Origin of the sequence: Thermoactinomyces sp. FSL K6-2592 (assembly GCF_038006465.1) — a bacterium.
Lineage (GTDB): Bacteria > Bacillota > Bacilli > Thermoactinomycetales > Thermoactinomycetaceae > Thermoactinomyces > Thermoactinomyces vulgaris.
This window is the reverse complement of the sequence record NZ_JBBOVH010000001.1, coordinates 479772-500500: the sequence shown is the minus strand read 5'-3', so window position 1 is coordinate 500500 and position 20729 is coordinate 479772. Positions and strand designations below refer to the sequence as shown.

Sequence of the window (20729 nt, the reverse complement as noted above, 5' to 3'; positions counted from 1 at the left end):
AAAACCGAAACATTGACATCTCTGAATGAATGGCATACGATAATTTTTAATCATCCAGTCATCAGATGACCTTATGAGGTGAAAAATGGAAAAGAAAATGAAGATGAGATCTGCTTTAAAAGTGCGTAAATCCTATGAAGAAGTGGCGGACTTGTTAAAAGAACACATTTTAAACGGCACCTACCAACCGGGCGAGCGGTTGCCTTCCTTCCGGGAATTGAGCGAACAAATGGGCGTGGGCCAATCGACCATCCGGGAAGCCGTCAGTTCGCTGAAAACCATAGGTCTTGTGTCGATTCGCCATGGAGAAGGAACTTTCGTCACCCGGCTGGATCCCAAAAAGGTTTTGTCTGAATTCAAACCTTTTCAGCCGGTGACCCGCCAAGATCTCCTTTCCCTTTTGGAGGCACGCAAAGTGATTGAAACCGGAATGGCCCGGTACGCTTCCGAAAGGAGATCCGGGGAAGATTTAAAACAAATGGAAAAGGCGCTTTTTGACATGAAAAACGCGGCGGCAAAAGGCGAACTCGGAGATGAAGCGGATCTGGCTTTTCATTATGCCATCGCCCGCGCCAGCCACAATCCGGTGTTGGAATGGATGATGGAATCCATTTACGGCATCTTGTCCAGATCCCTCAAAGAAAGCCGCCAACAATTGTTTTTGATTCCCGGTTATCCGGATCAATTGCTTCAGGAACATCAGAAGATTTGTGAAGCCATTGCCGCCCAAAATGCCGAGGAAGCGGAAAATGCCATGTTCATGCATTTGGCAGGCGTGGAAGAAAAATTGTTTGCAAACCGTGAAAAACAAAAAAACATTCGATGAACCGGGCAGGTGATGATGGTGAAAGTGTCATTATTTGTTACTTGTTTGGTGGATATGTTTTATCCGAATGTCGGAAAAGCCACCGTTGAATTGCTTAACCACCTGGGTTGTGATGTGGAATTTCCGGAAAAACAAGTGTGCTGCGGACAGCCGGCTTATAACAGCGGTTATGTCCGGAAAGCCAAAAGTGCCGCCAAAAACATGATCCAAGCCTTTGAACATGCGGAATACATCGTGACGCCTTCCGGTTCCTGTGCCACGATGTTCAAAGAATATCCGCGTCTTTTTGAAGATGATCCCGAGTGGAAAGAGGGAGCTGAACAGTTGGCCGCCAAAACGTATGAGCTGACCCAGTTTATTGTGGATGTTCTCCGGATCACGGACACCGGAGCCCGGCTGGACGGGAGAGCCACGTATCATTCGTCCTGCCACATGACCCGTCTGCTTGGCGTGAAAGACGCGCCTTTCACACTTCTTTCCAATGTCAGAGGATTGCAACTCGAACCGCTTCCCCAAGCCCAAAATTGCTGTGGCTTCGGAGGCACGTTTTCCGTGAAAATGAGCCCCGTCTCCACGGAAATGGTCGATGAGAAAGTCAACAACATCCTGCAAACCAAAGCCGGCTACCTGATCGGGGCGGATTGCGGATGCCTGATGAATATCAAGGGGCGGCTCGAACGCCTGGGACATCCCGTTCAAGTGATGCATATCGCGGAAGTTTTAAACAGCCGTTAAGGAGAGATCACAATGGCGATTAAAATCAGTGAAAATCCATTTGGCCACCGGGTACAACAAGGATTGGAAAATGTCACGATGCGGCAGGCGGTTGCCTCGGCCCAGGAACGATTGCAAGACCGCCGCCTTTTTGCCGCCGATGAATTGGGAAACTGGGAAGAATGGCGGCTTTTGGGCGAGCAAATCCGCCAGCACACACTGGAAAACCTCGATCATTATCTGATGCAACTCAGCGAAAACATCGCCAAGCTGGGCGGCCATGTCTTTTTTGCCCAAACCGCGGAAGAAGCGGTGCAATACATCCAAGACGTGGCCAAGCAAAAAAAGGCCAAAAAAATCGTCAAATCCAAATCCATGGTGACCGAGGAAATCCATTTGAACCCGGCGCTTGAACAAGCGGGTTGTGAAGTGGTGGAAAGCGACCTCGGGGAATACATCCTGCAAATCAATGACGATGTCCCTTCCCATATCGTCGCTCCCGCGCTTCACAAAAACAAAACGCAAATTCGCGAAACCTTTCAAAGCAAACTCGGCTATGACCAATCGGACGACCCGTATGAATTGACCAAATTTGTCCGGCGGATTTTGCGCGAAAAATTTATGGAAGCGGACATCGGCATCACCGGGTGCAATTTTGCGGTGGCCAATACCGGCTCCATTTGTCTTGTCACCAATGAGGGAAATGCCGACCTGACCATTTCCATCCCGGACACCCACATTGCCGTGATGGGAATGGAACGGATTGTTCCGACCATGGAAGAACTGGATATTCTGGTCAGCCTGCTTTGCCGGAGCAGTGTCGGGCAAAAGTTAACCAGCTATATCACCGTGGCCGGCCCCAAACCGCCAGGGGAAGGAGATGGGCCGGAAGAATTTCATCTTGTGATCGTCGACAACGGCCGGTCGGAGATTTTAGGCTCTGAGTTCCGTTCCATCCTCCAATGTATCCGCTGCGGGGCGTGCATCAATGTTTGCCCAGTCTATCGCCACATCGGCGGCCTTTCTTACGGATCGGTCTATCCCGGGCCGGTCGGAGCGGTTTTAACCCCTTTGTTGGCCGGGTACGAAGACTTTCAGGAATTGCCTTACGCCTCCAGTTTGTGCGGAGCATGCACCGAGGCTTGTCCGGTAAAAATCCCCCTGCATGAATTGTTGATCAAACACCGGCAAGTGATTGTGGAACAAGAAGGGCGCGCCCCGCTGGCCGAGAAACTGGCCATGAAAATGTTTGAAATAGGTGCTTCCTCCAGTGCCCTGTATCAGTGGGGATCCAAAATGGCTTCTGCGGCAACCCGTCCACTCACTGCCGGTGCAAAATTCAAAAAAGGCGTCGGCCCGTTAAAGCAGTGGATGGCATCCCGTGAATTTCCGGCCCCTAGCCAAGAGCGCTTCCGTGATTGGTATCAACAGGAACAGAAAAGAGGGAAAGCGGATGCAAGGAACAATTCATAACCGGGACACTTTTTTGAAAAACATTGCCCGAAAGCTGGGACGGAAACAAAAGACGGATCCGGTTCCCCGTCCGGAGTGGAAAACAGAGGTTCACCAGGAAACGCTGAAAGACGCAAGCAGAGAGCAACTGCTGGAAATATTTAAAAAACAATGCCGAAACATCCACACAACCGTCATTGAAACCACAAGCGAACAACTGCCGGAAACGCTGAAAAAGCTGGTATCGGAAAACGGGGGAGGCCCGGTGGTCATCTCCGGGGATCCGCGCTTTCAAGAATATGGGCTCCACGAGCTGCTTCATGGAACCTGGCCCGGTCAGGGGATTTCCGTTTACCGATGGCAAGAAGGGAAAAAAGAAGAAAACATCCGGCAGGCCGCGTCAGCCAAATTCGGCGTGGTCTTCTGCGACCATGCCCTGGCGGAATCCGGAACCGTGGTTCTTCAAACCCGGGATGATCAAGGCCGGGCTTTGCATTATCTGCCGGAGAATTACATCGCCATCATCCCGAAAGAAACCATCGTCCCGCGGATGACCCAGGCCGTCCATGCCATCAACCAGGCCATCGAAAACGGCCAAACCCCGCCCTCCAGCATCCATTTCATATCCGGACCAAGCAACTCGGCAGATATTGAGATGAACCTGGTCGTCGGGGTTCACGGCCCCTTAAAAGCGTTTTATATCATCGTTTAAGGGCATCCATCGATGCCCTTTGTAATGTCCGGATCCGGAAGGTCTTCAATCCGGGTTGGAGAACGTTTCATAGAACCCTCAAAAGGAAAGGAGCGAATCCCGGTGACCATTTTGCATTCAGAAATCACCCGGGCCATTGCCGCTTATGCCGACCGGTTTTCCGGCTCCGGCATGCAATCCCTCCACCCTCTCATGGATGTGCTTCATCATTCCCGGGACATCACTTCCCGCGCCACTTTCCCCGGTCACGTCACAACGAGTGCCGTCATCATGGATGAACAAAAAAGAGTTCTGCATATCAGGCATAAAACCTTGAACGCTTGGCTTCTTCCGGGTGGACATTGTGAAAAGAAGGATCGTTCACTGATTGAAGCCAGCTTGCGGGAAGCCTGTGAAGAAACCGGAATCTCTCCGGAACAACTTCAACCCGTCCTGCCCCCAAACGTTCCCGTTGACATTGATTTGCACGAGATCCCCGAAAATCCCGAAAAAGGCGAACCTCCGCATTGGCACGCCGATTTCCGGTTTGCCTTCTGTTTGAAATCTTCCGCAAAGGTCATCATTCAGGAAGAAGAAGTCACCGGTCACGCTTGGCTGACGTTAAAACAAATGCCCATGCGCCGGCTGGCGGACCGGTTGTGCGACATCGCCGGCATCCCGGATTAATGACAGTGTTCATGACAGTGTCCACCACAGAGTTCAACCACTTTTCTCCGAAGATACAAAGAAACTGCTTGTGGTCAGTGAAAAGCAATTATGGTTTCCTCGAAACATCCCATCAGGAGAATCGTACACCACTTATCTGACGGCTATTATCAAAACAGCCCCTTCCCTTTCGGATCAGGAAATCTTAAATATGGTAAGCAAGGATCGATTTACCATCACCGGCGGTCGGGAAGTATGGTCCATCCCGTTTGGGGATGAATCGGTTACGGTCGGTCCATTAAAGAAAAATTAAAAAGAACAAAAAAACGGATGGCCTGCAAACCATCCGTTTTTTGCTTTTGGGATCTTTCAACGCAACATTTCGGGCTTGATTTCCGGAACAATTCCTTCTTTGGCAGCCCGGCTGAGTAGTGCATAAATCGCGTTATACCCTTCTTTGCCGAGGTCGGCGGTAAAGTCGTTGACATAAAGGTCAATATGTTTCTTGGCCACTTCCGGATCCATTTCCTGGGCATGCTGCATCACATATTCCCGGGATGCTTCCGGATGGTTCCAGGCATATTCGACCGAAGCACGTGTCCATTCAGCAATGGACTTCACATCAAGGGTGCGGCGGGCAATGATGGAACCGAGCGGAATCGGCAAGCCGGTGTCCTCTTCCCACCATTCCCCGAGATCCGCCAACAAATGAAGTCCATAAGACGGATAGGTGAAACGGGCTTCATGGATCACCAATCCGGCATCAAAGGTACCTTCCCGGACAGCCGGCATGATTTTGTCAAAAGGAACCACCTGGATATCCAAGTCCCCTGAAACATGCCGGGCGGTCCAGAGACGGAACAACAGATAAGCGGTGGAGCGTTCACTGGGCACGGCAACGCGTTTGCCGCTCAAGTCCGTTTCTTTGGAAGCATCCTTGGTCAGGATGAGCGGCCCGCATCCCCTTCCCATCGCGCCTCCACAGGGAAGAAGTGCATAGTCGGACAATACCCACGGCAAAGCGGCGGATGAGATTTTTAAAACATCCGGTCCATCCGGCCGTGTCGCCAGATGGTTGGTGATATCAATATCGGCATAGGTCACATCCAGTTTGGGCGCTCCGGGCACCAATCCATGCACCCAGGCATGGAATACAAACGTATCATTGGGACAAGGGGAAAAAGCGATTTTCATCGAACCACCTCCGTCAATGCACTGCTTGCTTTTTCCAAAGTTTGCAAGGCTTCATTAATTCGCCAGGCCGCCCGGTTTCGCGGGCCGACAAAATTGGACACGGCCCGCATTTCAAGCACCGGCACGCCTTGCAACCGGGCCGCGGTGGCCACACCGAAACCTTCCATCCCTTCCGCCGCCGCTTCCGGAACACGCCGGATCAGCTCCTCTGCCGTTTCTTGTGTCCCGGTGACGGTGGACACCGTCAAGATCGGTCCGGTCGTAACGGATATCCCTTTATGTTGCAAAGCTTGTTCCATCCAACAGACAAATTCCGCATCCGCCGGGATCCGGGAGGTTCCCAGATCCAATTGATCCAAAAAACAAAAGCCTTCCCCGGTTTCCGCGCCCAAGTCGGCGGCAATGATTTCACTGGAAAGCACCAGCGAACCAATGTCCGTCTTTCCCGGGAACCCTCCGGCAATGCCGGCATTGATCACCCAATCATACGAGGCGGCAGACAAAGCCATGGCTGTGGAGGCAGCCGCTTGGGCCAATCCCACTCCGGCCACCAAGACCTCGGCCTCAATCCCTTCGGTCTGCTCCAGCCCCCGTAAAACAGCTTCCCGTTCGGCCTGTACCGAGGTCACAACCAGCACCCGGCGCTTGGCACCGCCCTCCTTGTATGTTCTCGGCTTTGGCTTCATTTTCAATCTCCTTCTTCAACACTTGTCTGTTTTTCCATCATACCATATCCTTGATAGTTGGACGTTCTTTAAAGATTTTATAAATGATTCACAAACAAATAATTATGGATCTATTTAAATTATTGATATGATGAATAGTATTGGTGACTTGAGATTAAGCAACCCAGAGCTAGGAGAGAGTGATATGGGCTTTTTCAACCGATTTTCCGCGAATAACACAGGCGAAGCTTTGCAAGAGATTTATGAAGAACTCGGAAACATGTATCACCAAATTGAAAGAATCAAGCGGGAAATATCCTCGTTTCGCCAGATCGACCAGAAGCTGAAACAAGCCACGACGATCAACCAATCGGCTGTCATGATCTCACAAAAACTGAATGAAACGTACCGGGATGTACAGCTGATCCAAAAATCCATCCAGAAGGATGATCAGGAAACCTGCGCTTATATCCGCCAACAACGGAAAAACATAGAAGATTTGATCGGACAGCTACATCAAAAAACCGGGGAAATCCAAGAGGAAATCGAAAAACAGATGGCCGGGGCACTGGATCAACATCAAGAAAAATTCACCGACTGGGTGAATGAAAAACAAGAAGAAAAGCAGAAACAGCTGGATGAACATGCCAAAAAAATATTGGAATCCCTGGATCAGCGGCAAAAAGAATACGAAGAGAAAAAAGAAGAGCTGGATGACAAATTGAAAAACTTAAAGGAAACCATCGAGGCGGAACAAAAGAAATGGACCGAAAACCTGGCTCAATTGAACAAAGTCATTTTGGAAAAAGAAGAAATGTGGCAACAAAAATCAAAGCGGCAAACGATTCTTTTTTCCATTCTGTTTTTGCTGTCTCTGGCACTTTCCGCGGGGGCCTTGTGGTTTTAAATCGGTCAGGCTGTTGACAACAGCGTCAACAGCCCCGGGTTCTTTGTGCACTTCGGAGCCTTCCGGCATCAAACTTTTAATTCCTGAAGCAGAATCTTTCCAATCCCATCCCCGGTTCCTGTTCATTCACCGGGACTCACTGAAACGAAACCATCATCCACCGGCCGATCGGGACAAATCCCAAACGTTCATAAATTCTCCCGGCGTCCGGGTTATCATAAAACAAACAAAGTTCCTTTCCCTCTTGAAGCAGATCTTGGCACAGCCGGACCAGACAGGCGGAAGCCATCCCCTTCTTTTGATGCTCTTTTACAGTGCAAACCCCGACCACCATGGCAGAAAGCGTATTTTCCGCCGTACTGGAAGCTGAAGAAACCATCTGTCCGTCCACTTCGATGTAATAAGTCCGGGCTACACCTTTTTCCATGTTTCTTTTGATGGATTCCGGATTGTTACTGAATGAAAAGTGCCGGTATAACTCCATGATTCTCCCGACATCCTGAACGCCTGCTTTTTTCACCGGCCAATTTACTTGAGACTCCTTTAACGCGCGGCACTTGGCGTAATAAAGTTTCCGGATTTGAGACGGCTTGGAAGCGATCCACGGAATAAGAAAAGAAACCACATCCTCCAAGCCATTCAGGTTTTGAAATTCCGGATCTGAAACCATCACCTTGGCCAACCCTTCGTGGTCAAAATCATGACCGGGCGCATAAGGGATGTAATTTTGGTAATATTTTAAAAGCACCGCACGCAAGTTTCCATGATCATCAAAATCGCCCCACACCTTTTGGAACGCCTGATCATAACCATATGCCTCAATATCGCCGAGAATAAACAAGTTTTCCGCCGCTTTCGGCATCAAAAGCTTCATGCATGCTTCATGATCCTCTTCCGTCAACCTGCGAATCATGTTCCTCCCGCCTTTTCCACCCCGTCAGGGCATTTTTTCTCTTGTTGTTTTTCGGATATGGAAGAGTATATCACGAAATGAACAGAATTTTTGTAAACGAGTACACGAAAAAAATTTAATTTTCTTCTTGCAAAAATGATCTCCGGTGATTATAATACAATATGTAACTGAAAAACACGGGGCATTAGCTCAGCTGGGAGAGCGCTACACTGGCAGTGTAGAGGTCAGCGGTTCGAGCCCGCTATGCTCCACCAAAGGAAAACCCTCGGATGTTCCGGGGGGTTTTTATTTACAATAAGTTAAAAGGAACAACGACTTGAAACATCACTGCTCCTTTTTCCACTTTATACAAGACCATGATATACAACCACTAATAATTAGGATATTTCTTTAAATGAAACTTTAAGTTCGAAAAGTTATTATTGATGAAATAACGGGAGATTATGATCAAGAAGGGATGGACTTTATGCTAGAGTTCATCCCTTAACGTTATCTATGGAGTTTGACTAAAGTTTTTTTTAGTCTTTTCTTTCTTATGTATACAATTGGCTTTTGTATTCAGCATTTTTAGCTCTTTATACAAGCGTTTGATTTATCATGCAACATCGATTAACCCTTAAACTAGCGCTCTACCGTCTGTTCCTTTCTTTATTGGAGGTATATCAGCTCTTACTCCGTCATGTTCTATTTCAATAACACCAAGAAAACCGGTAATTTTCGAAGTATCCGACATAACAGGAAAATATTTCTCTAGCTCTTGAAAATTTCCAACTCGTTCAGTTAAATAATAGTACATTTGACGAGAAGGTAATACCAAGAATCCCCCAGCTAAATCACCTTCTAACATACCAAGTTTAAGTCTGTTTATTGCTCGATGACTTGAAGCTATGTTTCCTGTTTCCCATTCAACACCAAAATACTTTCCATCACTTAATTCTAAGGAAGAGTCAATCTTTCTATTTTTGATCGACTTCTTACTTACAATCTTTTCATCTTCCCAACCTAGCTGATTTAACTTCTCAATAAATGCATGTTTAATCGGCTTTACACCATTAGCTTGTTTGCGACAAACGAAGGTGACTTGATATTTGAACCATTTGGTGGAAGCGGTAACAACATATATCGCAGCCGAAATTCTAAAAAGACATTGGATTGGTATTGAAATAGGATCTGGTATCATCGTGGCCATCATTGTTTTCGCTTTTGAGGTTACTATTGCCACCTTTGTAGGTGTTGGGATTGTGTTAGGTGAAATCGTCAGTGCACTTACTTCATAGCCATGATCGGTGAATCAAGTATCCTAGCTTCGATCGGTTCCAGAATTCCTTGGCTAAACCGAGCTACGCCCAAAATGTTTGGTAATGCAGTGATTGCGGGAACGGACCAAAGCATAACAGATTACCTGAAAACAGGTATATTTAGTTTAAAACGAGCAATAGTGGCCGCTGCATTCGGTTTTTTCCTTAGCTTTGGCGGCTGGTACATAAGCAGCCATTTAGATGGCATTATAACTAAAATTAACGGACTCAGTCTTTCGACGGCATTCGAAATATTTGCTGATGGAACTGCTTCCGCACCAAAGACAATCGGTGATACCTCATTCGGTCAGTGGTTACAGAAGTTTGCCAGCAAATCAAATGGTAAAAAGTACGCCAGTGTTAGCTTTGAAGAGGAATCTTTGTTAAAGAACAGTATCCGAAGTAAATTTGGCGAAGAAGAAGGAAAACGAAAAATAGACTCCTTATTTCGAGCTGTTTACAACAAAGCGTACAAAGAAGATCCAACTAAAAAAGGTATTTTTGGTTTGCCTGATGACATTGTGGTTGATAACGGAAAAATCATTATTGTAGAGGAAGCAAAACTGTATTCCAAAGATGCCCTCAAAGATTTAGCTCTGTTAGCAGAGAATAAACCTCAACAATTTATAGAGGATGGTCTTCTCGTTAAAAATAGCAAAGGAAATGAATTTAATGCCTTTATTCAGTTATATAAACATAAAAATGCGATCGATTATCTAAATCAGCACTTGGATGACCTAATTATTCAAGAGAAAGCACGGGAACTTGGCATAACTCATAGAGCAGATAGTCGAATATTATATAAAGGTTCCCGGGCAGAGGATAAAGATATGAAAACGATTGTGGATACTTTTAAGAAAGAGCTTGGCATTGTTGTAAAATATCGCAAGGTTAAATTCGGGAAATGAGATATTGATTTCTTGGGTAAAAATGTGAAGGTATAAGGGGGATTGACTAAATGGATGAAAAAACTTATCTGGCTTATACCGGTTGGGGAAGATATCTGGTGGATGGATATTGGAACACGGCAATCAAAATATGTGAAAAACTATTAAAGCATTGGGAAGGAATCAAAGCCATCACCAATTACAAGGTGGGGGATATTGCAAGAGATATTAAATATTCATCTGAATTCATCCATCTCGCCGGGACCCGGTTAAAGAACTTTGACGCTTTTAACGTCGTTTTTTTTAATCCAATGGTACAGGAGGAGCCATATGTTCACCGCATGTTTATCAGTGATTCGGTCCTGTCAATTTCCGAGTATGATGGCGGGAAATATTTCAAGGAGAATCCAGCGTTAACCGGTCATTTTATCCAGGTGATGAAAGACATTTCCCGGATCAGGGAGATTCAAGAACTGTGGTTAGGCGACTTGCGGGCTGGTTTTATGGGAAATATCTATTTTCTTTACCGTCCGGAAAAAATCTATGACTATCGGGCCTCTTTGGAACCTCATCCAGAGTGGCAAGAGTTATTGGATCTTTTGGAAACTCAATTACCCAGGGAAGTCATTGTGGAAACGATTGTCCGGGAAATCGGAGAAAATCACGTGGAGGATTTGAATGACGGTAAGATTTTTGTGCGTTTTTACGGGGAGAACTTGTTTGATATAAAGGTGGATAAGACTGATTTATTGCATCAGATCCGGTATAAAGTGGAGAGTTATTTGGACGACAAGAACATAAAATTTAAACACCTCGTTTATTAGAAAACAAAAACAGCCTGCTGAAACGTTTCATTCCATGATCCAGTCCCCCAAATGTTTCAATTTTTTTCGGGGGACTTTATCTTTTTATATTTTAACCATCAAATATTCAGCATAATTTTATTATGATGAAATATTTCATTTAAAAGAGGAAAGTGGGGTGCGATCCGTTGTTTGAAATTGAAATCACCTCTCTCACGCTGACCGGACTGGGAATCGGGATTTTGGCAATCTCCTTGTTAACCCTTGCCATCAGGGTTTTGCTGATCTGTGTCAACAAAAATAAATCCTGAACGGCCCCCCTGAAAGCTGGTTAAACCGTCGATTTCCTCTCTCAGTTCCATAACCGGAAGATAAATGAAAATCAGAGATTACATTGTGGACAACCCTGATTATCCTTCAGACGTTTGCTTTGGATGCACATGGGATAACCTAGAGGATAAATTGCGAAATTCCCGAAAGAAGAAGGAGCATCCGTATGGATACAAGTCGTCCGTTATCCCGTGAATCCATGGATTCGTTTTTTTGGAAGCGCAATTTCTGGTCCGGGTTGTTGTTTGGCATCGGATTGATTGCTTTTTTCGATGAAGCAGTCTTTCACCAACTTTTACACTGGCATCATTTTTATGACCGGGCCACCCGCAGCATCGGGCTTGTCTCCGACGGGCTGTTTCATGCCTTCAGCTGGTTTGCGACGGTCTGGTCATTGTTCTTGCTGGCCGATCTTCGCCAGCGCCATGCCTGGCGGAAAAAGAGATGGTGGGGAAGCGTTGTGCTGGGAGCCGGTCTGTTTCAATTGTACGACGGAATCATTCAGCACAAGTGGATGCGGATTCATCAGATTCGTTATGTGGAAAATGTGTTGATCTATGATCTGGTTTGGAATTTGCTTGCCGTGATCATGATCATCGCCGGCTTTCTGGTCATCCGCTCACAAAAGAAACGGAAGGAGCGGGAAGCGTGAATCCGGTTTATACCCTGCTGTTCATCCTTCCGTTCGGGACGGTTTTTTTTGTCTATCTGTATGGTGCCTTCGTCCATTCCCGCCGTCGGGGAAAGGCATGGCCGCGATCCCGTACCGTTTTTGGGATTGTGGGGGTTCTTATGGCCGTCGTTTCGGCGACCGGACCCTTGGCCCATCTTGCGCATGCCGATTTTCGGTTTCATATGGGAACCCATTTAATTCTGGGCATGCTGTCCCCGCTTTTGATCCACTCGGCCCGCCCGCTCACCCTCATTTTTCGAACACTGAGTGTCCAAAACGCCCGGAGGCTTGTCCGTTTTTTAAAAACCCGGTATATCCGGACCCTCCACCATCCCGTCACCGCTTCCCTCCTCAATATCGGCGGGATGTGGGTGTTATACACCACCCGCCTCTGGGAAATGATGCATCAACATGCGTTTTTTTATCTTTTGATCCACCTTCACATTTTTTTGGCCGGCTATGTATACACCGCCTCCCTCTTGCAGTTGGAACCTTCCCCTGACCGGTACCGTTTTTCGTTCCGGGCTGCTGTCCTGGTTCTCTCCCTTGCCGCGCACCAAATTTTGGCCAAATTCATCTATGCCCATCCGCCTGGCGAAGTTCCAACGGACCTGGCAGAAGCCGGAGGAATGCTGATGTACTACGGGGGCGACGTGATCGACTTGGTGATCATCATCGTCCTCTGCCGGAGGTGGTATCAAACCCTGCAACCACGAAAAAAGCTTCCCTCCTGTCAACCTGCTTTGAAATCCTGAATAAAATTCCCGCATTTTCTGCCCTCCAAAAAGCAAAGCCTGCTTTTTGAAGCAGGCTTCTTTCGTTTATTCGGAACCGATTCCGGTGTTGGACCGGACATAGAGCTCCGTAAATTTCTGTTCCGCCTCCGGTTCACGGGAAAACACCGTTCCCAACCAGGCACCGATAAAACCGAGCGGAACCGATACAATGGCAGGGTTCCCCAGAGGGAAAAGCGCATCTTCCGGATCCATCAGGTTCGGGCTGATCAAAACAAGGAAAATGGAGCTGAACAGTCCGGTTAAGATCCCGGTGACCGCACCCGTTGTATTAAAGCGCTTCCAAAACAAACTGAAGAGGATCACCGGCAAGTTGGCGCTGGCCGCCACGGCAAAGGCGAGAGAAACCAGAAAAGCGACATTTTGGTTCTTGGCAAGAATGGCCAGGATAATGGACACAATCCCGACTCCCACCGAAGCCCATTTGGCCACCTGCATTTGCTCTTTTTCCGTGGCTTTTCCCCCACGCAAAACATTGGAATAAAAATCATGGGCAAAGGCACCGGCTGCCGAGATCACAAGCCCGGCCACCACCGCCAGGATGGTTGCAAATGCCACGGCGGAAATAAAGGCGAGAAAGAAATTTCCTCCCAATGCTTCGGCAAGCAGAGGGGCAGCCATGTTTCCGGCTTGATCCGCGGCGATAATTTTTTCCTGGCCAACCAGAATGGCCGAACCAAAACCGAGGAACGTGGTCATGATATAAAACGCCCCGATGATAAACATGGCCCAGACGACGGAAGTCCGCGCTTCTTTGGCAGTCGGCACCGTATAAAAACGGATCAATATGTGGGGAAGGCCTGCCGTCCCGGCCAGAAGGGCCAGTCCCAACGAAATGTTGTCCAGCGGATTGGTGTACAACAGTCCGGCTCGAGAAATCTTTGCCCGAGCTTGTCCGAAACTTGATTAAACATCTCCACCATGCTGAAATCAAACCGGGCAAGCACCAGGAAGCTGAGCAAAACCGTTCCCGCCATCAGCAAAACCGCCTTGATGATCTGCACCCAAGTGGTGGCCAGCATCCCGCCAAATGCCACGTACAAAATCATCAAAATCCCGATCATTACAATCGATACCTCAAAATCGATCCCGAGCAATAACTTGATGATCCCGCCTGCCCCGACCAGTTGGGCAATCATATAAAAGGTGGAGATCGCCAAAGTACTCAGCGCCGCAGCGGAACGGACCGGCTTTGCCCTCATGCGGTAGGCCAGCATGTCCGCCAGCGTATATCGGCCGGAGTTACGGAGGGGTTCAGCAACGATGATCAACACGACCAGATAAGCGACCAGCCAGCCGACGGAATAAAGAAAACCGTCAAATCCTCCCAAAGCAATCAACCCGGCTATTCCGAGGAAAGAGGCAGCACTCATGTAATCCCCGGCAATGGCAATCCCGTTTTGCCAGCCCTTGATTGACCGGCCCGCCGCATAAAAATCCGTGGTGGTCTGCGTCCTTTTGGCGGCCCAATAGGTGACCAAAAGCGTCAGCAACACAATCACCAAAAACAGCGAAAAAGCGGTTGTGTTCACGAAGCTTCCCTCCTCTGTTTCTCGATCAGACGCTGAATCAATTGATCGGTTTGGTTGGCATGACGAACATATAAAACCGCCAGGATCCAAGCCATAAAGAATTGGGAGATGGCAAACAAATAGGCACCATTGATGGATCCGATCAACGGAGTGTTGAGAAACTCAAAATAACCGGTGAAAAAAGGCAGGGCAAAATAATAGAGAGCGAAAAAGAACGTGGCTGAGATGATAAACCGGCGTTTCTTTTGCATCAGCTCGCGAAATTCCGGTGAGCGGGAAATTTCCTCCCAATCCGGATGCGTTGAGGCCATTCTGTCAACCTTCTTGTTTTCTGACAATGAATAAACCTCCTCCAAAGATGTTAATCTGATTATTAGATAAATAATATATATTCAAAAATATAACATATTAATTTATGAAAAAGTTAACTTTTTTGAAAATTATTTATTTAAAAATCATTTAATTCATCCCGCATAAAAAAGCCCCTTTGCTCCTTACCGGATCAAGGGGCCTGACATGGGTTTTATTTGGAAGCAATTGCTTCTTGTCGGGGTTTCTCTTTTTTGGAAGGATTCATTTTCTGGAAGGTGATTTTCAACAACGGTGGTGTGATAATAGTGGTCAAAATCACAACCAAAATCGTGGATGTATACCATTCGGCGGGCAACAGATGTTTACTTAATCCAAGGGAAGCAATGATCAAGGCCACTTCCCCACGCGAAATCATGCCAGAACCAATGCTGATGGATGAAGCGGTGTTAAATCCGGTCAAACGGGCTCCCAATCCGCAACCGATCCATTTGGAGAAAATGGCAAGAATGGAAAGAACAACAATCAATCCAATTTGACTGCCTAGCCCTTCGAAAGACACAGACAACCCAATACTTACAAAGAAAATCGGAACGAAAACGGAATAAGCAATCGGACTCAACTTTTCTTCGACCTCATGGCGCACTTTGGTTTGCGACAGAGAAAGACCGGCCGCAAAAGAGCCAATGATTCCGGCAACGCCCATTTCTTCCGCCATAAAGGCAAAGGCAAAGCAAATCATCAACGCAGAGCTGACCACAATTTCGGATGCGCGAATGCGGGTCATCCATTTCATGGCCCACGGAACCACTTTCCATCCCAACAAGATAATCAGGGCAAAAAACAAGATTTTTTGACCGATCACCAATCCGAGGCTGACATCCTGCAATCCGGAAAAACTCATCAAAAAGGCCAGCAACACCACCACAATGACATCATCGGCAATGGCCGCACCCAAAATGGTGACACTTTCTTTGGTTTGCAATTTGCCAAGATCCCGCAATGTCTGAACCGTGATGCTGACAGAAGTGGCCGAAAGCAATGCACCTAAAAACCAGGCAGTAAACGGTTCCATCCCGAACCAGATCCCAACCAGATAACCTCCGACCAATGGGAGAATCACTCCCCCCACAGCCACGGCAAGAGAAGAGGTGCGATTTCTGTTAAGCTCATGTATATCGGTCTCCAGACCAGCCAAGAACATTAACAAGAGAACACCGATTTCGCTCATTTGATGGATGATGTCGCTCTCTTCAATCCATCCCAGCACCGCCGGTCCCAAAATCACACCGACAATCAATTTTCCCAAAACAGCCGGCTGTCCGATCCGGGTGCTCAAATCGCCAGCCAACTTTGTTGCAACCAAAATTAGCAGTAATTGTGCAAAAAACATGGTTTCTCCTCCTCACCCCTCAAATTTTTTAAAAATTAGGTCAAAAAGAACAAAGGGAGCTTGCCAGTGACAGACTCCCCCTGAAAAACGTAATATGCTTTTTTTAAAAGGATAACATAAATACTTTATTTTATCAACAATTAAAATAAAAGCATTCATTGTGAAAACCATTCCATGGCTACCCTGCTTCCGACAATAAACACTTCATGCCCAAAGGTCCGGATAACCCGGCCAGGCCGTGCCATTTCCGCCCAATGACTTAGAAGCGGTTTTTCCCTTTGTCTTGATCAAGCATAAGGTACAAAACGAGTCCGGCAATGGTCATGAAAAAGCCCAGCCATTCGGTTTTCACAAAAAACATCAAGGGATCCGGGTGAAACACCGGAAAGGAACCGGCAAGCAAAACCAAGCCGGAAAAAGCCAAAAAATCAGCAAACACTTCCCCCGTTCCCATCTTTCTCAATCCCTGCCTCCAGAGCCAGTACAAAATCATGCTGTGCAAAACCGCCACCGGCAAATGAATCCACTGAAGGCTCCAAGCCCCATCCCAAAAAACACGGATCCATTGATTCACCGCCAGCACGACCCCCATCAAAACACCGAACAGGTCCAAACATCCGCGGCGCATCTGTTTTTTTAACCGGAAAAAATAAATCCCCAAATAGGAAAGTGCAATCAACAATCCCAACCAATCCCCGTTCCCGGAAGGAGGCAAGTAAACAATGGTCCAGTGATATTTCAAAAACAATGAAGGTTCAAAGATCACCGCACTTAATTTCCAAACCAGCATTCCCATGGCAATCGCCTGGATGATAATATCCAAATCCCAAGCAGGCTCCAATTTCTTCTTGATCGCCAACCATCTTGACAATGCCATTCCCAAACCTCCGCCCACGAAAAAAACAAACCACTCCAAGCGAAGCAACATGGGCCCGATTTGAATGAACTCCATCATCATCCCTGCCAATCCAGCGATTTCTCCATGTCCGTGTCCGGGAAATTCTCTTCATGATAAAAAAGCCCGCAAAAATCAACGGGCACTCCTCCATATGTTTTGATTTTTCGTCCATGCTTGTATAATTTCTTCCCCTTGCCTGAGGAGGATTTCTTCAGCCCGTCCGATCACGGCCAAACAAGCAGCATATTGCGGATCCACCTGCAGCGGGTGACAACCGATTTGCCCGACCCGGTCTTCACGGCCTTCCCACCGGGTCAATCGCGGAGAACCATCCCGGTTTGTCACCGTCAAGCGGGGCATTGAAACCGCCAACCCTTCTCCGGTCGCTTTCAAGATTGCTTCTTTCCATGTCCAGTACCGGTAAAAGGCCTCTTTTCTTTCCCCCGGGGGCAATTTCTCCCATTCTTTCATTTCCACCGCGGAAAGCACCCTTTTCACCATTTCATCTTCAACCAGATCAGGATTGATTTGTTCAATGTCAATGCCGACCGGAGTGTGACAGGCAATGGCGGTCAGCACCCATTTTCCTGAATGGGAAATGTTCACTTCGATGGGTCCTTCATCCATCACCCGCGGCTTGCCGTGCGGCTTTCCGCAAGCAGGGCAATTTCGGGAAATTTTTATCTTTCGGGGATCTTTCCCAGTAAACTGGGACAGCAACAAACGCAGCAAAGCAAAAGACAAAAGCGACCGTTTTTGATCTTCTTCCTTTTGGTATGAACGAAATCTTTTTAATTCCGTATGGTTTAACAGAGCGGCGAGTTCCGGGACCGCCGCTGATAGAGGCGTTTGATAAATCCAGACCCTGCCGGGGATTAATGAATCCTTCGTTTGCAACGACAACCGCTCCTTTATCCGTTTACTTTCTCTTTGATGACACGATTCAGTTCCCGGCTCAACGTCTTGAAAAAGTCATCTTTGTTTCCATGGATAAAAAAATGGTCTCCCGGGTAGATGTAATGGCGGAATGAACCGTTCGAATGACGCTCCCACTCAAGCAGCGCTTCTTCGGAAACATCCAGGTCCCGCTCGCCTCCAAAAGCAATGACCGGACATGAAAGCGGGGCTGCCGGTTCATAAGTATAGCGGCTGACCACCGAAAAATCAGCGCGCAAAATCGGAAGCACAATCTCCAATAACTCCGGATTTTGCCAGACTTCTTCCGGTGTCCCGTTTAATTGGCGAAGTTTGGTGATCAATGCTTCGTCATCAGACAAATCGCCGATGTCCAGATCCCGGCGCGGTAAATGCGGCGCGCGGCTGGCCGCAACATAAAGCGCAACCGGAGTTTCCCCCTCTTTCTGAAACCGGACGGCCAACTCATAAGCGAGCAACGAACCCATGCTATATCCAAAAAATGCAAAAGGGAGATCGAGTTGTCCCTTGATTTGTTGACTGACATCTTCCACCAAGCAAGCCATATTCTCACAAAGCGGTTCGGTCAACCGGCGTCCGCGGCCCGGCAATTCCACCGGACAAAAGTCGACTTCCGCCGGCAAATATGATTTCAAGTCGTGATAAATATTCGACGAACCTCCTGCATAAGGAAAAGCAAAAAGCCGGAGCTGTTTCAGTTGATATGGATTTTGCACGTGTGTCATCCTTTCCCGAAAAATCCTGCTGTGTTTCTAAAAAAAGATATTCTTCGTTAAAATGATGCATCCCTTTTTCTTCCTGCACAAAGGTACACGCCCTGTCTGTCTCTCCTTTTTTCCATATGATGATAAAGAAAAGAAAGGAGAGATTTCATGCCTGCCAAAAAACATTGGTTAAAGAAAAGCCGTTTGTACAAGGGGAAAGTCGTGCGGATCAAACTGATCAGCGGACACACCATCACCGGCGTGATCACAGGGGTAAGCAAGGGCGGCATCCACTTCAAACCACTCAGAAAAAACAAAGATTCACAACTGAAAGCTTCTTTTTTCTTCCCCTTTTTTATTCCGTTTGCCGCGATTTTGTTTATTAAACTCCTTATTTTTTAAAAAGAAACCACCCTCAGCCAAAAAAATCAAATGCAAGGACATAACAGATTGCATGCAACACCTGTGTTATGTCCTTTTTTGTTTCGGGAAGGCCTTTGTCCGTTCATAATTCAAATATTTATCATACAGAGTATCGTGTATGTAAAAAACGAGAGGACAATATTCCCTGAAACGGGACATACCATCCTCCCGGAAATTGGATTTGTTTATTTGAATATGCAACTTCTTTCAGGTTTAGCGATAAGTCACCCCGTCATATTGAACATATCCGACCGGGTCATGGGTGAAATGAATAACGGCATCACAGCAGTTATGCGGCGTTTTATACGCTTCGTCCTCCGGAATGAATTCCCCTTTGATCACAATCGAAGCACCGACGCGAAGATTGGGGATTTCACCGCCGATTCCCGATTTATCAATGCGAATCGCGACAAACGCCCGGCTGGGAATGTCACTGGCATTTCCATTTTCAATATCCAACACATTGATATTATTCACCAGGATGTGTTGATGTTCATAGTCCGAATCATATCCGCGGATCTCCGCAATCTTTGCAGATACCGTAACAACGGTGTCCGCCGCTTCAGCTTCATACGTTGCGGAAGGATGGACCGCCAAATCCGGCGCGGAAAAAACCGGTTGGGACAAAGAAATGGAGAAAATGAAGACAAAAGCCATCACAACAGACCAATAACGTTTCATGATCATTCCTCCTTTTCGTATCAATAGGACAATATATAATATACCGAAAAAATGTTTCATTTTTGTCAAAATACATGAAAAAAATGATTTTTTTATCCGGGTGATTGCGCCGGGGGCCATCCGATGCGTCGCTTTTTTGCAGGCTGTTGCATACGTATAAATTAACATCCTAAGGCAAAGGGGATCTCTATGTATCCGAAGCATTCAACCACTTCCTCCACCCATGAAGGAAACCGGTTTACCGAAGTCCATCATGAAGTTCATCATGAAGTACACTATGAGAATCAGCCGTTTTTCAGGACGGGCAGGCCTCAGCCGGTGAGCAGGAACGGTTACAACCGGCAAACCGAAATGCCGGATCCGGAAAACAGTCTGGTGATCTTAAACGACTATCTTGAACCTTTGGTTCCGGAAAACACGCAAACCCGGGACAATCTGAAAACCTTGATCCAAGTGATCAACCTTTTCCATCTGCCCGTCATCATGACCTATGGCAGCTTGGGGTTATCGGATGCCTCCCTCATCCCCGAATGGAGAAAACTGCATTCCAAACCCGTCATCATTTCCCGCACCACCGTCAACCCCTGGGACGACTCCTGCTTTTCCGGCACCATCCGGCAAGCCGGAAGAAGAAACCTTTTCTGGGCCGGAGCCATTGCAGAGATCAGTTTAACCCTGCCGGCCTCCACTGCCGTCCAACACGGTTACACCTCTTACGCCCTGATGGACGTTTCCTGCTCTCACACCGCCGGCGGAATATGGATGGTCAGCCAGCAATTGCAATCTGCGGGAGTTTTGCTGACCAACGTATTGGAAACCGCCGCCCGGATGCAAAGAGACTGGCGGATGCCGGCCGGAAGACAACTGGAAGCCATTCTGCAGAAATATTTAAACCGACAAATTGAATAATGTGATCACTCCACATGTCGGAAAGACATGTTTTTTTGTGCAGAATCCAAAGGGAGCCGGAGTTTTCCGGATCAAAACGCCGTTTTCACAGGATTTCCCGCTTCTTTTCGTTCTTCTTCCGGTTTTACAAG

23 protein-coding genes, 1 tRNA gene and 1 pseudogene are annotated in these 20729 nt (G+C 47.3%); 14 read left to right on the top strand and 11 right to left on the bottom strand.

Going from position 1 to position 20729, the window contains the following annotated elements:
* Window positions 1–85: 85 nt before the first annotated feature.
* From NYE37_RS02615 to NYE37_RS02595, 5 genes are all read left to right on the top strand, one after another.
* Window positions 86–826, top strand: a complete 741-nt coding sequence (locus tag NYE37_RS02615; RefSeq protein ID WP_236533765.1) for a FadR/GntR family transcriptional regulator — start codon at window positions 86–88, stop codon at window positions 824–826.
* An 18-nt stretch (window positions 827–844) separates the two neighbouring features.
* The gene (locus NYE37_RS02610; RefSeq protein ID WP_049720652.1) at window positions 845–1561 is read left to right on the top strand and encodes a (Fe-S)-binding protein; all 717 of its coding nucleotides are present in this window, start codon (window positions 845–847) and stop codon (window positions 1559–1561) included.
* A 12-nt stretch (window positions 1562–1573) separates the two neighbouring features.
* Window positions 1574–3013, top strand: coding sequence for a LutB/LldF family L-lactate oxidation iron-sulfur protein (locus NYE37_RS02605; RefSeq protein ID WP_131470902.1), 1440 nt, complete (start codon window positions 1574–1576; stop codon window positions 3011–3013).
* Window positions 2994–3704 carry a LutC/YkgG family protein gene (locus tag NYE37_RS02600; protein WP_121874309.1) on the top strand — a complete coding sequence of 237 codons (711 nt, stop codon included), beginning with the start codon at window positions 2994–2996 and terminating at the stop codon, window positions 3702–3704. The genes NYE37_RS02605 and NYE37_RS02600 overlap by 20 nt, the downstream gene beginning before the upstream one ends.
* 102 nt (window positions 3705–3806) lie before the next feature.
* On the top strand, window positions 3807–4370 hold the full coding sequence (locus NYE37_RS02595; protein WP_340711743.1) for an NUDIX hydrolase: 564 nt from the start codon (window positions 3807–3809) through the stop codon (window positions 4368–4370).
* 348 nt (window positions 4371–4718) lie between these two features.
* Here the strand turns inward: NYE37_RS02595 and NYE37_RS02590 are convergent, their stop codons facing one another.
* Together NYE37_RS02590 and NYE37_RS02585 are read right to left on the bottom strand one after the other, a co-directional pair.
* Window positions 4719–5543 carry a 1,4-dihydroxy-6-naphthoate synthase gene (locus NYE37_RS02590; protein WP_049720624.1) on the bottom strand — a complete coding sequence of 275 codons (825 nt, stop codon included), beginning with the start codon at window positions 5541–5543 and terminating at the stop codon, window positions 4719–4721.
* Window positions 5540–6229 (bottom strand): futalosine hydrolase, encoded by a 690-nt coding sequence (locus NYE37_RS02585; protein WP_049720625.1) that lies wholly within the window; start codon window positions 6227–6229, stop codon window positions 5540–5542. The genes NYE37_RS02590 and NYE37_RS02585 overlap by 4 nt, the downstream gene beginning before the upstream one ends.
* A gap of 184 nt (window positions 6230–6413) precedes the next feature.
* Here NYE37_RS02585 and NYE37_RS02580 point away from each other — a divergent pair, with 184 nt between their 5' ends.
* Window positions 6414–7115: a hypothetical protein gene (locus tag NYE37_RS02580; RefSeq protein WP_037993149.1), complete on the top strand. Its 702-nt coding sequence runs from the start codon at window positions 6414–6416 to the stop codon at window positions 7113–7115.
* Between the two features lie 136 nt (window positions 7116–7251).
* On the opposite strand, the gene NYE37_RS02575 is transcribed toward NYE37_RS02580, so the two are convergent.
* Window positions 7252–8028, bottom strand: a complete 777-nt coding sequence (locus NYE37_RS02575; RefSeq protein ID WP_037993150.1) for a GNAT family N-acetyltransferase — start codon at window positions 8026–8028, stop codon at window positions 7252–7254.
* Between the two features lie 178 nt (window positions 8029–8206).
* On the opposite strand from NYE37_RS02575, the gene NYE37_RS02570 reads away from it, so the two are divergent.
* Window positions 8207–8282: transfer RNA gene (locus NYE37_RS02570), tRNA-Ala, on the top strand.
* 362 nt (window positions 8283–8644) lie between these two features.
* Here NYE37_RS02570 and NYE37_RS02565 read toward each other — a convergent pair.
* Window positions 8645–9217 carry a restriction endonuclease gene (locus NYE37_RS02565; protein ID WP_165489727.1) on the bottom strand — a complete coding sequence of 191 codons (573 nt, stop codon included), beginning with the start codon at window positions 9215–9217 and terminating at the stop codon, window positions 8645–8647.
* 162 nt (window positions 9218–9379) lie between these two features.
* On the opposite strand from NYE37_RS02565, the gene NYE37_RS02560 reads away from it, so the two are divergent.
* The 5 genes from NYE37_RS02560 to NYE37_RS02540 all read left to right on the top strand — a co-directional run bounded on the left by NYE37_RS02560 (window position 9380) and on the right by NYE37_RS02540 (window position 12774).
* A complete protein-coding gene (locus NYE37_RS02560; RefSeq protein WP_131470901.1) occupies window positions 9380–10234 on the top strand; it encodes a hypothetical protein in 855 nt (284 codons plus the stop codon).
* A gap of 50 nt (window positions 10235–10284) precedes the next feature.
* A complete protein-coding gene (locus tag NYE37_RS02555) occupies window positions 10285–11037 on the top strand; it encodes a hypothetical protein (RefSeq protein WP_340711742.1) in 753 nt (250 codons plus the stop codon).
* Between the two features lie 167 nt (window positions 11038–11204).
* Entirely contained in the window at window positions 11205–11327 is a 123-nt protein-coding gene (locus tag NYE37_RS02550) for a hypothetical protein (RefSeq protein ID WP_255347143.1), read from the top strand.
* Between the two features lie 185 nt (window positions 11328–11512).
* On the top strand, window positions 11513–11998 hold the full coding sequence (locus NYE37_RS02545) for a DUF2243 domain-containing protein (protein ID WP_340711741.1): 486 nt from the start codon (window positions 11513–11515) through the stop codon (window positions 11996–11998).
* Entirely contained in the window at window positions 11995–12774 is a 780-nt protein-coding gene (locus tag NYE37_RS02540) for a cytochrome c oxidase assembly protein (RefSeq protein ID WP_340711740.1), read from the top strand. Before NYE37_RS02545 ends, NYE37_RS02540 begins: the two co-directional genes overlap by 4 nt.
* Window positions 12775–12840: 66 nt before the next feature.
* On the opposite strand, the pseudogene NYE37_RS02535 reads toward NYE37_RS02540, so the two are convergent.
* The 6 genes and pseudogenes from NYE37_RS02535 to NYE37_RS02510 all read right to left on the bottom strand — a co-directional run bounded on the left by NYE37_RS02535 (window position 12841) and on the right by NYE37_RS02510 (window position 18597).
* Window positions 12841–14345, bottom strand: a pseudogene (locus NYE37_RS02535) (solute symporter family protein).
* A complete protein-coding gene (locus NYE37_RS02530) occupies window positions 14342–14656 on the bottom strand; it encodes a DUF485 domain-containing protein (protein WP_037993231.1) in 315 nt (104 codons plus the stop codon). The pseudogene NYE37_RS02535 and the gene NYE37_RS02530 overlap by 4 nt, the downstream one beginning before the upstream one ends.
* A gap of 212 nt (window positions 14657–14868) precedes the next feature.
* The gene (locus tag NYE37_RS02525; RefSeq protein ID WP_049720629.1) at window positions 14869–16047 is read right to left on the bottom strand and encodes a cation:proton antiporter; all 1179 of its coding nucleotides are present in this window, start codon (window positions 16045–16047) and stop codon (window positions 14869–14871) included.
* Between the two features lie 259 nt (window positions 16048–16306).
* The gene (locus tag NYE37_RS02520; protein ID WP_131470900.1) at window positions 16307–16999 is read right to left on the bottom strand and encodes a hypothetical protein; all 693 of its coding nucleotides are present in this window, start codon (window positions 16997–16999) and stop codon (window positions 16307–16309) included.
* A gap of 78 nt (window positions 17000–17077) precedes the next feature.
* The gene (locus NYE37_RS02515) at window positions 17078–17842 is read right to left on the bottom strand and encodes a 4'-phosphopantetheinyl transferase family protein (RefSeq protein ID WP_037993160.1); all 765 of its coding nucleotides are present in this window, start codon (window positions 17840–17842) and stop codon (window positions 17078–17080) included.
* A gap of 14 nt (window positions 17843–17856) precedes the next feature.
* Window positions 17857–18597 (bottom strand): thioesterase II family protein, encoded by a 741-nt coding sequence (locus NYE37_RS02510; RefSeq protein WP_049720630.1) that lies wholly within the window; start codon window positions 18595–18597, stop codon window positions 17857–17859.
* A 156-nt stretch (window positions 18598–18753) separates the two neighbouring features.
* On the opposite strand from NYE37_RS02510, the gene NYE37_RS02505 reads away from it, so the two are divergent.
* On the top strand, window positions 18754–18987 hold the full coding sequence (locus NYE37_RS02505; RefSeq protein ID WP_049720631.1) for a hypothetical protein: 234 nt from the start codon (window positions 18754–18756) through the stop codon (window positions 18985–18987).
* Window positions 18988–19221: 234 nt separating this feature from the next.
* On the opposite strand, the gene NYE37_RS02500 is transcribed toward NYE37_RS02505, so the two are convergent.
* Complete coding sequence (locus NYE37_RS02500) at window positions 19222–19689, bottom strand: hypothetical protein (protein ID WP_049720632.1); 468 nt, start codon at window positions 19687–19689, stop codon at window positions 19222–19224.
* Between the two features lie 189 nt (window positions 19690–19878).
* Here NYE37_RS02500 and NYE37_RS02495 point away from each other — a divergent pair, with 189 nt between their 5' ends.
* Window positions 19879–20598, top strand: coding sequence for a hypothetical protein (locus tag NYE37_RS02495; RefSeq protein WP_049720633.1), 720 nt, complete (start codon window positions 19879–19881; stop codon window positions 20596–20598).
* Window positions 20599–20729: the final 131 nt, after the last annotated feature.

Coding starts and splice junctions, on each gene's coding strand:
- NYE37_RS02615 (WP_236533765.1), top strand. CDS start 86: ATGGAAAAGAAAATGAAGATGAGATCTGCTTTAAAAGTGCGTAAATCC.
- NYE37_RS02605 (WP_131470902.1), top strand. CDS start 1,574: ATGGCGATTAAAATCAGTGAAAATCCATTTGGCCACCGGGTACAACAA.
- NYE37_RS02600 (WP_121874309.1), top strand. CDS start 2,994: ATGCAAGGAACAATTCATAACCGGGACACTTTTTTGAAAAACATTGCC.
- NYE37_RS02590 (WP_049720624.1), bottom strand. CDS start 5,543: ATGAAAATCGCTTTTTCCCCTTGTCCCAATGATACGTTTGTATTCCAT.
- NYE37_RS02585 (WP_049720625.1), bottom strand. CDS start 6,229: ATGAAGCCAAAGCCGAGAACATACAAGGAGGGCGGTGCCAAGCGCCGG.
- NYE37_RS02580 (WP_037993149.1), top strand. CDS start 6,414: ATGGGCTTTTTCAACCGATTTTCCGCGAATAACACAGGCGAAGCTTTG.
- NYE37_RS02575 (WP_037993150.1), bottom strand. CDS start 8,028: ATGATTCGCAGGTTGACGGAAGAGGATCATGAAGCATGCATGAAGCTT.
- NYE37_RS02565 (WP_165489727.1), bottom strand. CDS start 9,217: ATGGCCACGATGATACCAGATCCTATTTCAATACCAATCCAATGTCTT.
- NYE37_RS02560 (WP_131470901.1), top strand. CDS start 9,380: ATGTTTGGTAATGCAGTGATTGCGGGAACGGACCAAAGCATAACAGAT.
- NYE37_RS02555 (WP_340711742.1), top strand. CDS start 10,285: ATGGATGAAAAAACTTATCTGGCTTATACCGGTTGGGGAAGATATCTG.
- NYE37_RS02545 (WP_340711741.1), top strand. CDS start 11,513: ATGGATACAAGTCGTCCGTTATCCCGTGAATCCATGGATTCGTTTTTT.
- NYE37_RS02530 (WP_037993231.1), bottom strand. CDS start 14,656: ATGGCCTCAACGCATCCGGATTGGGAGGAAATTTCCCGCTCACCGGAA.
- NYE37_RS02525 (WP_049720629.1), bottom strand. CDS start 16,047: ATGTTTTTTGCACAATTACTGCTAATTTTGGTTGCAACAAAGTTGGCT.
- NYE37_RS02520 (WP_131470900.1), bottom strand. CDS start 16,999: ATGGAGTTCATTCAAATCGGGCCCATGTTGCTTCGCTTGGAGTGGTTT.
- NYE37_RS02505 (WP_049720631.1), top strand. CDS start 18,754: ATGCCTGCCAAAAAACATTGGTTAAAGAAAAGCCGTTTGTACAAGGGG.
- NYE37_RS02500 (WP_049720632.1), bottom strand. CDS start 19,689: ATGAAACGTTATTGGTCTGTTGTGATGGCTTTTGTCTTCATTTTCTCC.
- NYE37_RS02495 (WP_049720633.1), top strand. CDS start 19,879: ATGTATCCGAAGCATTCAACCACTTCCTCCACCCATGAAGGAAACCGG.